The 16,605-nt window shown below is 57.4% G+C and carries 5 protein-coding genes, 1 tRNA gene and 3 rRNA genes; 3 read left to right on the top strand and 6 right to left on the bottom strand.

Annotated features, from left to right (window positions below; genetic code table 11):
- Positions 1 to 43 precede the first annotated feature (43 nt).
- Both OH720_RS00600 and OH720_RS00595 read left to right on the top strand, forming a co-directional pair.
- Entirely contained in the window at positions 44 to 8,569 is an 8,526-nt protein-coding gene (locus OH720_RS00600; protein ID WP_442967300.1) for an immunoglobulin-like domain-containing protein, read from the top strand.
- A 147-nt stretch (positions 8,570 to 8,716) separates the two neighbouring features.
- A complete protein-coding gene (locus tag OH720_RS00595; protein WP_272604162.1) occupies positions 8,717 to 9,055 on the top strand; it encodes a tryptophan synthase subunit beta in 339 nt (112 codons plus the stop codon).
- A gap of 133 nt (positions 9,056 to 9,188) precedes the next feature.
- Here OH720_RS00595 and lapD read toward each other — a convergent pair whose 3' ends face one another.
- Positions 9,189 to 11,135: a cyclic di-GMP receptor LapD gene (gene lapD, locus OH720_RS00590; RefSeq protein ID WP_272604161.1), complete on the bottom strand. Its 1,947-nt coding sequence runs from the start codon at positions 11,133 to 11,135 to the stop codon at positions 9,189 to 9,191.
- A gap of 14 nt (positions 11,136 to 11,149) precedes the next feature.
- A complete protein-coding gene (gene lapG, locus OH720_RS00585; protein WP_272604160.1) occupies positions 11,150 to 11,845 on the bottom strand; it encodes a cysteine protease LapG in 696 nt (231 codons plus the stop codon).
- A 197-nt stretch (positions 11,846 to 12,042) separates the two neighbouring features.
- Between lapG and OH720_RS00580 the strand changes: the two genes are divergently transcribed.
- Positions 12,043 to 12,750 (top strand): GntR family transcriptional regulator, encoded by a 708-nt coding sequence (locus OH720_RS00580; RefSeq protein ID WP_008064075.1) that lies wholly within the window; start codon positions 12,043 to 12,045, stop codon positions 12,748 to 12,750.
- A 131-nt stretch (positions 12,751 to 12,881) separates the two neighbouring features.
- Here OH720_RS00580 and rrf (OH720_RS00575) read toward each other — a convergent pair.
- The 4 genes from rrf (OH720_RS00575) to OH720_RS00560 all read right to left on the bottom strand — a co-directional run bounded on the left by rrf (OH720_RS00575) (position 12,882) and on the right by OH720_RS00560 (position 16,594).
- A 5S ribosomal RNA gene (gene rrf, locus OH720_RS00575) occupies positions 12,882 to 12,997 on the bottom strand.
- A 110-nt stretch (positions 12,998 to 13,107) separates the two neighbouring features.
- Positions 13,108 to 13,223: ribosomal RNA gene (gene rrf / locus OH720_RS00570) — 5S ribosomal RNA — on the bottom strand.
- Between the two features lie 156 nt (positions 13,224 to 13,379).
- A 23S ribosomal RNA gene (locus tag OH720_RS00565) occupies positions 13,380 to 16,271 on the bottom strand.
- Between the two features lie 247 nt (positions 16,272 to 16,518).
- A tRNA-Ala gene (locus OH720_RS00560) sits at positions 16,519 to 16,594 on the bottom strand.
- Positions 16,595 to 16,605 lie beyond the last annotated feature (11 nt).

Raw genomic sequence — 16,605 nt, 5'->3', positions numbered from 1 at the left:
AGGCGACAAGATCACCGTCAGCATCGAAAGCAACGGCGACGTCTTGGAAAACGCTGCACCGAAGTTCACGGTGAAAGTCGATCAGGTACTCAAACAAGACCTGACCGTGACCTTGAGCAACGGCGATACCGTGGTGATCAAGGCTGGCAGCACCAGCGTGCCGTACGAACTGAAAGCCCAGGGCGACGACGTCTACAAAGACGGCCAGATCGTTGAAGTGGGTGTCAGCAATGCCACCGTTGACGGCAAATCGTTCGAAAACCTGGTGCTGGGCGGCAAAGCCCAAGTCACCATCGACGACACCCTGACTGAAGTAAAAGCCACCCTGAGCGTGGATAAAACCACCGTCGCCGAAGGCGGCCAGATCACCTACACCGTGACCCTGACCAACGCCGCCGGTATGCCGATGGCCAGCCACGGCGAGCTGACCTTCAAGCTCACCGACGGTACCGAGATCAAGATCCCGGCCAACGGCACCACGGGCTCTGCAATCGTCACCGCCAAGGACGACATCTTCACCGGTGGCCAGGATGCCATCGTTAACAAACTCGATTCGGTCTCGGCCAACAACTTTGAGAAGCTGACCCTCGGCCAGGACCAGTTCACCACCACCGTCACCGACGAGCCATCGGGCCAAGGCGACAAGATCACCGTCAGCATCGAAAGCAACGGCGACGTGCTGGAAAACGCTGCACCGAAGTTCACCGTCAAGGTCGATCAGGTCCTCAAGCAGGACCTGACCGTCACCCTGAGCAACGGCGATACCGTAGTGATCAAGGCCGGCAGCACCAGCGTGCCGTACGAACTGAAAGCTCAAGGTGACGATGTCTACAAAGACGGCGACACCATCAAGCTCAGCGTGACTGACGCGGCTGTGGACGGAAAGTCGTTCGAAAACCTCGCGCTCGGCGACGAAGCCGTGGTGAAAATCGACGACACCCTCACCGAAGTGAAGGCCACCCTGACCGTGGATAAAACCACCGTCGCCGAAGGTGGCTCGATCACCTACACCGTGACCCTGACCAACGCCGCCGGCCTGCCGATGGCCAGCCACGGCGAGTTGACCTTCAAGCTCACCGACGGCACCGAGATCAAGATCCCGGCCAACGGCACCACGGGCTCTGCAATCGTCACCGCCAAGGACGACATCTTCACCGGTGGCCAGGATGCCATCGTTAACAAACTCGATTCGGTCTCGGCCAACAACTTCGAGAAGCTGACCCTCGGCCAGGATCAATACACCACCACGGTCACCGACGAGCCAGGCTCGGGCGATCCAAAAGACCCGGCCAACCAAGGCGACAAGATCACCGTCAGCATCGAAAGCAACGGCGACGTGCTGGAAAACGCTGCACCGAAGTTCACCGTCAAGGTCGATCAAGTCCTCAAGCAGGACCTGACCGTCACCCTGAGCAACGGCGATACCGTAGTGATCAAGGCCGGCAGCACCAGCGTGCCGTACGAACTGAAAGCTCAAGGTGACGATGTCTACAAAGACGGCGACACCATCAAGCTCAGCGTGACTGACGCGGCTGTGGACGGTAAGTCGTTCGAAAACCTCGCGCTCGGCGACGAAGCCGTGGTGAAAGTCGACGACACCCTGACTGAAGTGAAGGCCACCCTGAGCGTGGATAAAACCACCGTCGCCGAAGGTGGCTCGATCACCTACACCGTGACCCTGACCAACGCCGCCGGTATGCCGATGGCCAGCCACGGCGAGCTGACCTTCAAGCTCAGCGACGGTACCGAGATCAAGATCCCGGCCAACGGCACCACGGGCTCTGCAATCGTCACCGCCAAGGACGACATCTTCACCGGTGGCCAGGATGCCATCGTCAACAAACTCGATTCGGTCTCGGCCAACAACTTCGAGAAGCTGACCCTCGGCCAGGACCAGTTCACCACCACCGTCACCGACGAGCCAGGCTCGGGCGATCCAAAAGACCCAGCCAACCAAGGCGACAAGATCACCGTCAGCATCGAAAGCAACGGCGACGTCTTGGAAAACGCTGCACCGAAGTTTACGGTGAAAGTCGATCAGGTCCTCAAGCTGGACCTGACCGTCACCCTGAGCAACGGCGATACCGTGGTGATCAAGGCCGGCAGCACCAGCGTGCCCTACGAGCTGAAAGCCCAGGGCGACGACGTCTACAAGGACGGTCAAGTCGTGGAAGTCGGTCTCAGCAATGCCACCGTTGACGGCAAATCGTTCGAAAACCTGGTGCTGGGCGGCAAAGCCCAAGTCACCATCGACGACACCCTCACCGAAGTGAAGGCCACCCTGACCGTGGATAAAACCACCGTCGCCGAAGGCGGTTCCATCACTTACACCGTGACCCTGACCAACGCCGCCGGCCTGCCGATGGCCAGCCACGGCGAGCTGACCTTCAAACTCACCGACGGCACCGAGATCATGATCCCGGCCAATGGCACCAGAGGCTCTGCTGTGGTGGTTGCCAAGGACGACATCTTCACCGGCGGCCAGGATGCGATCGTCAACAAGCTGGTGTCGGTCTCGGCCAACAACTTCGAGAAGCTGACTCTCGGCCAGGACCAGTTCACCACCACGGTCACCGACGAGCCAGGCTCGGGCGATCCAAAAGACCCAGCCAACCAAGGCGACAAGATCACCGTCAGCATCGAAAGCGCTGGCGACGTGCTGGAAAACGCTGCACCGAAGTTCACCATCAAGGTCGATCAGGTCCTCAAGCAGGACCTGACCGTCACCCTGAGCAACGGCGATACCGTGGTGATCAAGGCCGGCAGCACCAGCGTGCCCTACGAACTGAAAGCCCAGGGCGACGACGTCTACAAAGACGGCCAGATCGTTGAAGTGGGTGTCAGCAATGCCACCGTTGACGGCAAATCGTTCGAAAACCTGGTGCTGGGCGGCAAAGCCCAAGTCACCATCGACGACACCCTGACTGAAGTAAAAGCCACCCTGAGCGTGGATAAAACTACTGTCGCCGAAGGCGGCCAGATCACCTACACCGTGACCCTGACCAACGCCGCCGGCCTGCCGATGGCCAGCCACGGCGAGCTGACCTTCAAGCTCACCGACGGCACCGAGATCAAGATCCCGGCCAACGGCACCACGGGCTCTGCAATCGTCACCGCCAAGGACGACATCTTCACCGGCGGCCAGGATGCCATCGTTAACAAACTCGATTCGGTCTCGGCCAACAACTTCGAGAAGCTGACCCTCGGCCAGGATCAATACACCACCACGGTCACCGACGAGCCAGGCTCGGGCGATCCAAAAGACCCGGCCAACCAAGGCGACAAGATCACCGTCAGCATCGAAAGCAACGGCGACGTGCTGGAAAACGCTGCACCGAAGTTCACCGTCAAGGTCGATCAAGTCCTCAAGCAGGACCTGACCGTCACCCTGAGCAACGGCGATACCGTAGTGATCAAGGCCGGCAGCACCAGCGTGCCGTACGAACTGAAAGCTCAAGGTGACGATGTCTACAAAGACGGCGACACCATCAAGCTCAGCGTGACTGACGCGGCTGTGGACGGTAAGGCGTTCGAAAACCTGGCGCTCGGCGACGAAGCCGTGGTGAAAGTCGACGACACCCTCACTGAAGTGAAGGCCACCCTGAGCGTGGATAAAACCACTGTCGCCGAAGGCGGTTCCATCACTTACACCGTGACCCTGACCAACGCCGCCGGCCTGCCAATGGCCAGCCACGGTGAGCTGACCTTCAAACTCACCGACGGCACCGAGATCAAGATCCCGGCCAACGGCACCACGGGCTCTGCAATCGTCACCGCCAAGGACGACATCTTCACCGGTGGCCAGGATGCCATCGTTAACAAACTCGATTCGGTCTCGGCCAACAACTTCGAGAAGCTGACCCTCGGCCAGGATCAGTTCACCACCACGGTCACCGACGAACCATCGGGCCAAGGCGACAAGATCACCGTCAGCATCGAAAGCAACGGCGACGTGCTGGAAAACGCTGCACCGAAGTTCACCGTCAAGGTCGATCAAGTCCTCAAGCAGGACCTGACCGTCACCCTGAGCAACGGCGATACCGTAGTGATCAAGGCCGGCAGCACCAGCGTGCCCTACGAACTGAAAGCCCAGGGCGACGACGTTTACAAAGACGGCGACACCATCAAGCTCAGCGTGACTGACGCGGCTGTGGACGGAAAGTCGTTCGAAAACCTCGCGCTCGGCGACGAAGCCGTGGTGAAAGTCGACGACACCCTCACCGAAGTGAAGGCCACCCTGACCGTGGATAAAACCACCGTCGCCGAAGGTGGCTCGATCACCTACACCGTGACCCTGACCAACGCCGCCGGCCTGCCGATGGCCAGCCACGGCGAGCTGACCTTCAAGCTCACCGACGGCACCGAGATCAAGATCCCGGCCAACGGCACCACGGGCTCTGCAATCGTCACCGCCAAGGACGACATCTTCACCGGCGGCCAGGATGCCATCGTTAACAAACTCGATTCGGTCTCGGCCAACAACTTCGAGAAGCTGACCCTCGGCCAGGATCAATACACCACCACGGTCACCGACGAGCCAGGCTCGGGCGATCCAAAAGACCCGGCCAACCAAGGCGACAAGATCACCGTCAGCATCGAAAGCAACGGCGACGTGCTGGAAAACGCTGCACCGAAGTTCACCGTCAAGGTCGATCAAGTCCTCAAGCAGGACCTGACCGTCACCCTGAGCAACGGCGATACCGTAGTGATCAAGGCCGGCAGCACCAGCGTGCCGTACGAACTGAAAGCTCAAGGTGACGATGTCTACAAAGACGGCGACACCATCAAGCTCAGCGTGACTGACGCGGCTGTGGACGGAAAGTCGTTCGAAAACCTCGCGCTCGGCGACGAAGCCGTGGTGAAAATCGACGACACCCTCACCGAAGTGAAGGCCACCCTGACCGTGGATAAAACCACCGTCGCCGAAGGTGGCTCGATCACCTACACCGTGACCCTGACCAACGCCGCCGGCCTGCCGATGGCCAGCCACGGCGAGTTGACCTTCAAGCTCACCGACGGCACCGAGATCAAGATCCCGGCCAACGGCACCACGGGCTCTGCAATCGTCACCGCCAAGGACGACTTCTTCATTGGCGGCCAGGCCCCGATCATCAACAAGTTGGTGTCGGTCACCGGTGCTGACAACTTTGAAAAACTGACGCTCAAGGACACCACCCTGACCACCACCGTCACCGACGAGCCTACGGGCCAAGGCGACGTAACCACTGTGGGTATCAGTGGCGCCACATCGGTCATCGAAGGCCAGTCCGCGCACTACACGTTGAACCTGAGCAATACCTCTCAGGCCGAAGTGACGGTGACCTTGAAGTACAGTGGTACTGCGGTCGACGGCTCGGACTTCAATGGTGTCGTGACAGTCAAGATTCCGGCCAACAGCAGCAGCGTCGGTTTCAACATCAGCACCATCAATGACAAGCTGGTCGAAGGCTCCGAGAACTTCATCATCACCATCGACAAAGCCACCGGCGGCAACTTCGAGAACTTGGTGATCGACCCAACCAAAACCTATGTCACCACCACCATCGTCGACAACGACCATGCACCGGTGACCACTGGCGGCGCAGTTACCGGTCTCGAAGACACGACCCTGACCCTGACCTGGGACAACTTCAAGGTCACCGATGTCGATAACGACAGCCCGCTGGGCATCACCATCACCCAGGTAACGGGCGGTGGCGATTTGTTGTTCAACGGCGTGAAAGTGGTGGTCGGGCAGACCATTAGCCAGGCGGATATCGCCTTGGGCAAACTGACCTTCGTGCCGGCACGCAACGAGTCGGGTGCCGATGGTTATGGCGGCACCGGGGTCGGCAACAAGGCAGCGGACTACTCACAGATCAAGTTCAAGCCTACCGACGGCTTCAACCTGGGCAACGAAGCGACTCTGAAAGTCGACATCACCCCGCAAGCCGACGCACCCACCCTGAGTATCGCGGGCAACAACGTGAACTCGACAGGCCTGATCAAGGAGATCTGGACTGGCCTGACCGCCCTCAACACCGGCTACAACGGAGCGGGCAGCGGTGCGCCGACCAACACCCTGAAGTCGGTGATCGATGCGGCTGGCACTGCCAACAGCAAAGGCACCGTGACCGATGTGCAGGAAAGCAGTGTGACGGCGGGTATCGCCTCGAAAACCTCCGGCCTGATCTACCTTGAAGCCGGCAAGGTCTACACCTTCAGCGGCACCGCGGACGACAGCCTGCTGGTGACGATTGGCGGCAAAAACGTGGCCAGCGCCCTGTGGGGTACCGGCGGGACGATCAGTGGCTCGTTCACGCCGACCACCAGCGGCTACTACACCCTGGACATCTACCACCACAACCAGAGCGGCCCGGGTAGCTACGACGTCAACCTCAAGGTGGACAACGGTCCGGTGCTCGACCTGAACAATGCCGGCGTGCCGATCTACACTGGCGTCAACGACCTGATCAATGCCGGCGTGACGGTCTCCGACCTGCATGGCAGCGATGGCGAAGGCTACTACGACGGCTACAAGCTCAACACCGGGCCAGAGGGCGGCAGCATCAAACTGTCGGCCATCAGCACCGAACTGACCGACCGCGATGGCTCCGAAAGCCTGAGCGTGAAGATCAGCGGGATTCCGACGGGCTCCGTGCTCAGCGATGGCGCGGGACATACCTTCACGGCCACCGCGAGCAATGGCGAGGCGAATGTCACCGGCTGGAACCTCGGTTCGCTGACCATCACCCCGCCGCCGTACCACAGCACCTCGTTCAACCTGACGGTGACTTCGACCTCCACCGAAATGCTGGGCGGCTCTGCGCCATCGTCGGCCGTGCTTCCGGTGACCATCTACCCAGCGACCTACAACCCGGTCATGGGCACGACCAAGGACGACAATATCGCCGGTACCGACAGCAACGACATCATCGTTGCCGACATCGCTGGCCTGAACGTGGTTCAGGGCAAGAATTACAACATCGCGTTCATGGTCGACACTTCCGGCAGCATGGACACCTCGATCCAGGCGGCGAAGAACTCGCTGAACCTGATGTTCAGCACCCTCAAGCAAAGCCTGGGTGCGAACACTTCGGGTACGGTCAACATTTTCCTGGCGACCTTCGATGACACCGTGAACACCACCGTTACGGTCAACCTGAATGACTCCGGCGCGCTGGATCAACTGCAGGCCATCGTCAGATCGATGGCGTCTGGCGGTGGTACCAACTACGAGGACGTGTTCAAAACCACGGCCAACTTCTTCCAGAGTACTCAAGCCAAGGGCAATATCGGCGCCACCAACCTGACCTACTTCATCACTGACGGGGTGCCCACCTACTACCAATCCGGCGAATCGACAAACCCGATAGTGGTTGACTACAAAAACTCCAAAGCAGTTGATGGCAGGCTGGATGACTACCTGAACGTCAATAACTACAAGCTGGGCGATACCGCCTATATCACCCTGGGTGGAATCAGCCGCCAGCTGATTACCAGCAGCGGCAAGGTCAACAAGTGGTCCGAAGACTCGCAGGGCAATTGGAGCAAGGACGGCACCATCGGCACGATCCGTGCGCAGGGTGACGGCACCTATGAGATCTCGTCCACCGCCGGCAGAGGCAGCTACACCGACGACGATACGGCCGATAACGCCAGCAGCAGCTTCCTGTTGCTCAGCAAGTTGTCGCAGGTCGAAGCGATCGGTCTGAACGGCGCGATAAAGCCGGCGGACCTGATTCCGTTCGACACGGACAGCAAGCCACAAACCAACATCGATCCGAGCAACCTGGCCAATGCCATCATCGGCCACACCGAGGCGACCCTGCCGGGTGCCGACACGGTCAATGCGGGCGATGGCAATGACATCATCTTCGGTGACCTGGTGAGTTTCAACGGTATTGCCGGCGAGGGCTACCAGGCCATGCAGGCGTTCGTTGCCAGGGAAACCGGTGTTGATGTCAGCAAGGTTACGACCAGCAACGTGCACCAGTACATTACCGAGCACACCGACCTGTTCGATGTGTCGGGTGCTCACGACGGGGACGACACTCTGTTGGGAGGTGCGGGTAACGACATCATTTTCGGTCTGGGTGGCGATGACAAACTCTATGGCGGCAGCGGCAATGACTTCTTGCTCGGCGGCACCGGTAAAGACCTGCTTGATGGTGGCGACGGCAATGACACCCTTCTGGGTGGCGACGGCAATGACACCCTTCTGGGTGGCAAAGGTGACGACACGCTGATTGGCGGCCTGGGTGGCGACACCTTCGTGTGGAAGGCCGGCGACACCGGCAACGACGTGATCAAGGACTTCAATGCCAACCAGGGCGACCGCATCGACCTGCGTGATCTGTTGCAGGGTGAAAGTGGCAGCACCATCGACAACTACCTGAAGATCACCACGGTGGATGGCGTATCGTCCCTGCAGGTCAATTCCGCTGGCAACTTCAACAGTACCAACGCTGCAGCGGCCAAGCCGGACGTGACGATCAAGCTCGAAGGTAACAATTGGTCCAGCGCCAACTTGCACAATCTGATTGCCGGTAGCGATCCGACGATCAAGATCGACCACAACAACAGCTGATGGCTAACGGACGGTCGCCCAAAGCGGGCGGCCGTCACGTTTGCAACAATCACCCCGGTGACGATTTCATCACCACACCGCATACTCGCCTGCAGTTGGCCTATGCTGCTGACAGCATGATGCTGGTCCATTTCTGAGGGATGCCAAATGTTTTACGTGCAACGCGATGCGCAAGGCCAATTGGTTCGCGTGGAAGCCGCCGCCTATGCCGAAGCCACGGAAACGCTGCCGGCCGACCATCATGAAATCCAGGCCTGGTACGCCAACGAAACGATGGAGGTCAGCCTCAAGCAGCTCAAGCAAAGCGACCTGGAAATGATCCGGGTACTCGACGACTTGATCCAGGTGCTGACCAGCAAAGGCGTGATCCGGGTGACCGACTTGCCGCCGGCCGCACAGGCCAAGCTGACGGACCGAACCCAGGCCCGTGAGGCGTTGGGCGGATTAAGTCATTTGATCGATGATGATGAGGCAGGATTGATCTAGACCTGCCGCACCCTTTGTAGGAGCGAGCATGCTCCGGGCGGCGTTCCGACGAAAAACCTGAGGCAGCCGCGGGGCGTCAGGTGTCCCGTGTCATCGCTCCCCTCCATCGCGAGCAAGCTCGCTCCTACAGGCGTTAGCGCCAAGGCTTGGGCTCACCGAACAATTGCCCCTGAACCCCATAAAGCCCCATCTCGCGAATCACCGACAACTCCCCTTCTGTCTCGACTCGCTCGGCGATCAACGGCAGGTCAATGCTGTGCGCCGCCCGCTGGATGGCCTCGATAAACAAACGCTTGTCACTCTCGCGATCAATCGCGCGGAAGTAGCTACCATCGACCTTCAGATACGCTAACCCTAGCCGTGCCAGGTTGCCGATCATGCTGAAACGGCCGCCGAAACGTTGCAGGCTCAACGAGAACCCCAGCTCCCGCAGGCGCCGTGTCAGCTCCTCGAGCACCGTTTGTTCTGGCAATTGCTCCTCGCCGATCTCCAGCGTCAGCCGCGGCCCCAGGTTGGAATGCGAGCGCAATAGCTCAAAGACCTTATTCAGCGCCTGCGGGTCAGACAGGGTTGCCGAAGACAGGTTCAGTGCCAGCGACTCTTCATGGCCAGCCATCTGCTCGAACACCAACTCGAGCATCAGGCGGTCCAGCCGAGCAGTCCAGCCAAAACGCTCCAGCCACGGCAGGAAGCGCCCGGCGGGAATGATCTGGCCATCGGCATCAATCAGACGCGAAAGCACCTTGTAGTGCAGTACCAGCTGGGTGTCCTGGGCAGCAACCACCGGCTGGAAGAACAATTCGAAACGTCGTTGAGTCATGGCCTGGTCGAGCAGGTTGTGCCACGCATGATGGTCATCACCTACACGAGTCGACGCGCCCTGGTCCAGGCACGCCCAGCTCGGCTCACCCTGGCTCTGCGCCTGGGCCAATGCCTGATCCGCCAACCCGAGCACTGCTTGCGGTGAGTCCCCATGGGCAAAGGGGGCCAGTCCGATCGAGGCCACTGAAGCAATGTCCGTGGCACCGGTGGCATGCAGGCTCGCCAAGGCACTGTCGAGGCTGCGTGCCAGTTGCAACGCCTCTTCGCGAACCAGCCCGGGTGCCAAAACGGCAAACTCACCGCCGCGAATTCGCGTGACCAGGTTTTGCGTTTCCGGGTACTTGGCGCACTCGCGAGACAATTGCAGCCCGACCGCCTTCAGCAATTCATCGGTTCGTTGACCACCGAGGCGCTGATTCAAACCCGCCAGATCATTAACCCGCAGCAACAGCAGATAACCCGAGCTGGCCTGTTCGGTGTTGCTCACCCGTGCGTTCAACTGCATCTCGAAATAACGGCGGTTCGCCAGTCCTGTCAGGTTGTCCTGATAAGACTCGACCCGCAGTTTTTCACTGCGCTCGGCCTGCTCCTGAAACAGAGCCTTTAGCTTCTCGACCATCTGGTTCATCGCTTGGACGACACGGCGCAATTCAGGCGTACGCGGCAAATCCGGCAGGCTAAGGAATTCCCGGCGTGCAATCGCATGGGATTGCTTGACCATGTAATCCAGGGGCTTCAATTGCCGACGCAACAGCAACGCACCCAATGCGGCGCTCACCGCACCGCAGAGCAGCAGCCAACCGAGACTGCCCAATGCACTCTGCCAAAGCTTGGCCAAGGCAAACATCGGGTGGCTGACCACCTCGACCCGCGCGGCCTGCTCCCAACCACGGCTGACGATCGCATCGCCACCGGCCGCTTCCAGGCCGATCAGCTTGATGAACCAGTCCGGCACATTGTTGACCGCAGGAATACCGCTGCGCTCAACGATGACTTTGTTGTCGTTCAAGTCGACCACGCGGATACTCGCGTAATAGCCGCTGTCGAAAAGCGAGCTGACCAGCAACTCGATCATCGCCGGATCATCGATGTTCGGCGTCAGGGACACCGCCAATGCCGTCGCGCCATCCTGGGCGTGGGAACGCAACTGGTTGACGTACTGGGTGCGCGAACTTTCCAGGCTGACCATGAAGCTGCCGGTAAAGGCGACCACCAGGAACAGACAGATAGCGATCAACAGCTGTTTGAACAAAGACATCTGAGCGTGAGCTCCTAGTTAGTCGTCTCGACCGGAAAACCTTCGGCCTGCATTTTTTTCAGCACATCCTGCCAACGGGACAGCCGTTTGGTATCACCGACCTTCTTGTTACCCTTGGCGCCGGGCAAGTACAGACCTTCTGCATTGAAGGAGTAGACCGGAAGCAAATCCGTTCGTTGGCTGGCGGGCTGGATGGTGTCGATCAGGCTGTCGAGGACCAACGGCATCGCCTCTGGACTCGAATAGTAAGTCAACACCATGTGCGCCCGGTTCAGACGCAGGGCCTTGACGTAGGTAATGCGCAATTTGTCACTGGAGACGCCAAGGTGGCGCAGGCTGAAATATTTGGCGATAGCGTAATCTTCGCAATCACCGGCACCTTTCCACAGGGCTTCGATTGGCGTTTCCCAATAATCGACCTGCTGCCACAAGTCGATGTCTTCGACGTAACGCATCTGCTTGTTGACGAAGCGGTTGACCACGTTCAACTGTTCCAGCTCGCCGAGCTGCTTCTGGCTGGCCAGCAAATGCTGCCAATCATCTATGCGCTGCTGGCCTGCGCCCAAAGGTCCGTACAATGCCTGCGCCCGACGACTGATCAGGGAAAAATCCCAATCGGCATGCAGCCCGCCAAGCATCACGCCGGCCAGCAGCAATGCGCAGGACAGCCAGCGCAGCATCCGTGGAATCAGGAAAAAACGTGCCGCCAATGCGAGGCATCCAGGGTAGGCAGTTGGAGTCGGTTGATGGTGTACGTAAGTACGGCAAAAAACAATGGCACCGTGAGATCATCGATGGCGCGCTAAACTTCAAATAGGGCACTGTGCTGACCGTTTGACAAGATTTCAGGCAGTCACTAGTGTCAGTTGGATCCAAAAAAATACTCAGTCAATCAGGGTGCGTCGTAGTGACACAAAAACCCAACCCGCTCAGCAGCATCAAGGTCAACGGTCCCATCGCGGCGCACTTGGCGCGCTCGGTCATCGAACAAACCTTGCGCGCGGCTATCCTGGACGGTCGCCTGCCGTGTGGCATCGCACTGCGCCAGCAAGACCTGGCCGATCTCTTCGGTGTCAGCCGCATGCCTGTGCGCGAAGCGTTGCGCCAACTCGAAGCCCAGGCTTTGCTCAACGTGGTCGCCCATAAAGGTGCTGTGGTCGCTCCGCTGGTCCAGGGCGACGCAGTGGAAACCTACGCCCTGCGGATTTTACTGGAGTCCGAAGCCTTGCGCCTGTCGGTGCCATTGCTTGAGGCGGCGGATCTCGAACAGGCCGCGCGTTATATCGACCAGCTGGAGACAGAACACGACTACACCGAAATCGGCCGGCTCAATCGCCTCTTCCATATGTCGCTCTATTGCAAGGCACCCAATCGCCGTTTGCTTAAGCTGGTCGAGGACGGACTGAACGAAGAGGAGCGCTTCCTGCGCTTCAACCTCGAAGCCATGGGCCTTGGCAAGTTGTCCCAGGAAGATCACCGGGCCATGTGGCGGGCCGCCGAGGCGCGAGATGTTGAAGGGTCGGTAAAGTTGCTGGTAAACCATCTAAATCGTGGAGTTGAGGTCATCACCCGTTACCTCGACAGTCCAGAAGCCAAGAACAGAATAATCTCGTAGTAAAGGCAGCGCGAAGAACGATAACGCGGCTCAACTGACATGACTCAGACTGGTTTTTACATCTACGCTTTTGGCAGCCCAAAACGACAAAACCCCTGTCTGCGGTAGCAGACAGGGGTTTCGGAATTGAATCTTGACGATGACCTACTCTCACATGGGGAAACCCCACACTACCATCGGCGATGCATCGTTTCACTTCTGAGTTCGGGATGGGATCAGGTGGTTCCAACGCTCTATGGTCGTCAAGAAATTCTGTGTGCCGGTCCGTCCGTAACGACGTGTCAGCGAATTCTTGATGTTTCTACTTTAAAGACAAAACCCCTACCTGCATGCGCAGATAGGGGTTTTGGAATTTAATCTTGACGATGACCTACTCTCACATGGGGAAACCCCACACTACCATCGGCGATGCATCGTTTCACTTCTGAGTTCGGGATGGGATCAGGTGGTTCCAACGCTCTATGGTCGTCAAGAAATTCGGGTACTGAGTCGTGGCCAGAGGGCCTCGCTTCAGCAAATTGGGTATGTGATAGCTCGGTGTTTTGTGAGATTTCGAACTTTCGGTTCATTGCGTCTTCACACACCGCAATCTGATGCTCTTTCGAGTAGTCAAATTGCTTGGGTGTTATATGGTCAAGCCTCACGGGCAATTAGTATTGGTTAGCTCAACGCCTCACAGCGCTTACACACCCAACCTATCAACGTCGTAGTCTTCGACGGCCCTTCAGGGGACTCAAGGTCCCAGTGAGATCTCATCTTGAGGCTAGTTTCCCGCTTAGATGCTTTCAGCGGTTATCTATTCCGAACATAGCTACCCGGCAATGCCACTGGCGTGACAACCGGAACACCAGAGGTTCGTCCACTCCGGTCCTCTCGTACTAGGAGCAGCCCCTCTCAAATCTCAAACGTCCACGGCAGATAGGGACCGAACTGTCTCACGACGTTCTAAACCCAGCTCGCGTACCACTTTAAATGGCGAACAGCCATACCCTTGGGACCGGCTTCAGCCCCAGGATGTGATGAGCCGACATCGAGGTGCCAAACACCGCCGTCGATATGAACTCTTGGGCGGTATCAGCCTGTTATCCCCGGAGTACCTTTTATCCGTTGAGCGATGGCCCTTCCATACAGAACCACCGGATCACTAAGACCTACTTTCGTACCTGCTCGACGTGTCTGTCTCGCAGTCAAGCGCGCTTTTGCCTTTATACTCTACGACCGATTTCCGACCGGTCTGAGCGCACCTTCGTACTCCTCCGTTACTCTTTAGGAGGAGACCGCCCCAGTCAAACTACCCACCATACACTGTCCTCGATCCGGATAACGGACCTGAGTTAGAACCTCAAAGTTGCCAGGGTGGTATTTCAAGGATGGCTCCACGCGAACTGGCGTCCACGCTTCAAAGCCTCCCACCTATCCTACACAAGCAAATTCAAAGTCCAGTGCAAAGCTATAGTAAAGGTTCACGGGGTCTTTCCGTCTAGCCGCGGATACACTGCATCTTCACAGCGATTTCAATTTCACTGAGTCTCGGGTGGAGACAGCGCCGCCATCGTTACGCCATTCGTGCAGGTCGGAACTTACCCGACAAGGAATTTCGCTACCTTAGGACCGTTATAGTTACGGCCGCCGTTTACCGGGGCTTCGATCAAGAGCTTCGCGTTAGCTAACCCCATCAATTAACCTTCCGGCACCGGGCAGGCGTCACACCCTATACGTCCACTTTCGTGTTTGCAGAGTGCTGTGTTTTTAATAAACAGTCGCAGCGGCCTGGTATCTTCGACCGGCGTGGGCTTACGGAGCAAGTCCTTCACCCTCACCGGCGCACCTTCTCCCGAAGTTACGGTGCCATTTTGCCTAGTTCCTTCACCCGAGTTCTCTCAAGCGCCTTGGTATTCTCTACCCAACCACCTGTGTCGGTTTGGGGTACGGTTCCTGGTTACCTGAAGCTTAGAAGCTTTTCTTGGAAGCATGGCATCAACCACTTCGTCACCTAAAAGGTAACTCGTCATCAGCTCTCGGCCTTGGAATCCCGGATTTACCTAAGATTCCAGCCTACCACCTTAAACTTGGACAACCAACGCCAAGCTGGCCTAGCCTTCTCCGTCCCTCCATCGCAATAACCAGAAGTACAGGAATATTAACCTGTTTTCCATCGACTACGCTTTTCAGCCTCGCCTTAGGGACCGACTAACCCTGCGTCGATTAACGTTGCGCAGGAAACCTTGGTCTTTCGGCGTGGGTGTTTTTCACACCCATTGTCGTTACTCATGTCAGCATTCGCACTTCTGATACCTCCAGCAAGCTTCTCAACTCACCTTCACAGGCTTACAGAACGCTCCTCTACCGCATCACCTAAGTGATACCCGTAGCTTCGGTGTATGGTTTGAGCCCCGTTACATCTTCCGCGCAGGCCGACTCGACTAGTGAGCTATTACGCTTTCTTTAAAGGGTGGCTGCTTCTAAGCCAACCTCCTAGCTGTCTAAGCCTTCCCACATCGTTTCCCACTTAACCATAACTTTGGGACCTTAGCTGACGGTCTGGGTTGTTTCCCTTTTCACGACGGACGTTAGCACCCGCCGTGTGTCTCCCATGCTCGGCACTTGTAGGTATTCGGAGTTTGCATCGGTTTGGTAAGTCGGGATGACCCCCTAGCCGAAACAGTGCTCTACCCCCTACAGTGATACATGAGGCGCTACCTAAATAGCTTTCGAGGAGAACCAGCTATCTCCGAGCTTGATTAGCCTTTCACTCCGATCCACAGGTCATCCGCTAACTTTTCAACGGTAGTCGGTTCGGTCCTCCAGTCAGTGTTACCTAACCTTCAACCTGCCCATGGATAGATCGCCCGGTTTCGGGTCTATTCCCAGCGACTAGACGCCCTATTAAGACTCGCTTTCGCTACGCCTCCCCTATTCGGTTAAGCTCGCCACTGAAAATAAGTCGCTGACCCATTATACAAAAGGTACGCAGTCACCTAACAAAGTAGGCTCCCACTGCTTGTACGCATACGGTTTCAGGATCTATTTCACTCCCCTCTCCGGGGTTCTTTTCGCCTTTCCCTCACGGTACTAGTTCACTATCGGTCAGTCAGTAGTATTTAGCCTTGGAGGATGGTCCCCCCATATTCAGACAAAGTTTCTCGTGCTCCGTCCTACTCGATTTCATGACTAAGAGATTTTCGCGTACAGGGCTATCACCCACTATGGCCGCACTTTCCAGAGCGTTCCGCTAATCTCAAAGCCACTTAAGGGCTAGTCCCCGTTCGCTCGCCACTACTAAGGGAATCTCGGTTGATTTCTTTTCCTCAGGGTACTTAGATGTTTCAGTTCCCCTGGTTCGCCTCTTGCACCTATGTATTCAGTACAAGATAACCATCTTATGATGGCTGGGTTCCCCCATTCAGACATCTCCGGATCAAAGTCTGTTTGCCGACTCCCCGAAGCTTTTCGCAGGCTACCACGTCTTTCATCGCCTCTGACTGCCAAGGCATCCACCGTATGCGCTTCTTCACTTGACCATATAACCCCAAGCAATCTGGTTATACTATGAAGACGACATTCGCCGAAAATTCGAATTTCTCAACTAAGAGAACTCACAAATTTTACCTTAGCCTGATCCGTTACCAGTGAAAGTAACGTTCAGTCTATCTTTCTATCACATACCCAAATTTTTAAAGAACGAACTAGTCAAAGACTAGAAATCAACATTCACCATCGAACCGATGGAATGCTCATTTCTAAGCTTTATACAATCAGAAGCAGTAGTGGTGGAGCCAAACGGGATCGAACCGTTGACCTCCTGCGTGCAAGGCAGGCGCTCTCCCAGCTGAGCTATGGCCCCATATCTCTACA

Source organism: Pseudomonas sp. WJP1, from assembly GCF_028471945.1.
Taxonomy (GTDB): domain Bacteria; phylum Pseudomonadota; class Gammaproteobacteria; order Pseudomonadales; family Pseudomonadaceae; genus Aquipseudomonas.
This window is presented reverse-complemented; position numbering and strand designations above follow the sequence as displayed.